General features: G+C 59.1%; 1 protein-coding gene. It reads right to left on the bottom strand.

Features of this window, described 5'->3' with window-relative positions; all coding sequences use genetic code 11:
- Positions 1–42: 42 nt before the first annotated feature.
- The coding region (locus RMT89_RS42465; protein ID WP_315889103.1) for a YhjD/YihY/BrkB family envelope integrity protein at positions 43–281 on the bottom strand (239 nt) is incomplete at its 5' end.

The raw sequence follows: 281 nt of genomic DNA on the forward strand, positions 1-281 counted from the left end.
GCTTCTTTATCGTAATCTCACGCGTCGCTACCTCTGAAGTGTTCAGGTTTGGTCGCCCGGCGGCGCGTTGCAAATGCCGCTTTTCTGGCTGCCGAATTGGCAGGCGTAAACCTTGGTGAACTCTGCTCCCAGCAAGAAAACCTGGGCGGAATAGTACACCCAGGCCAGCATAACAATGAGCCCGCCGGCCGCACCGTATGACGCACCGAGGCCGGTGGACCCGATATAGGTGCCGATCAGGAACTGGCCGAGCTGGAACAGAAGCGCCGTAATGACCGCGC

This window comes from Streptomyces sp. P17 (assembly GCF_032436805.1).
Taxonomy (GTDB): Bacteria; Actinomycetota; Actinomycetes; order Streptomycetales; family Streptomycetaceae; genus Streptomyces.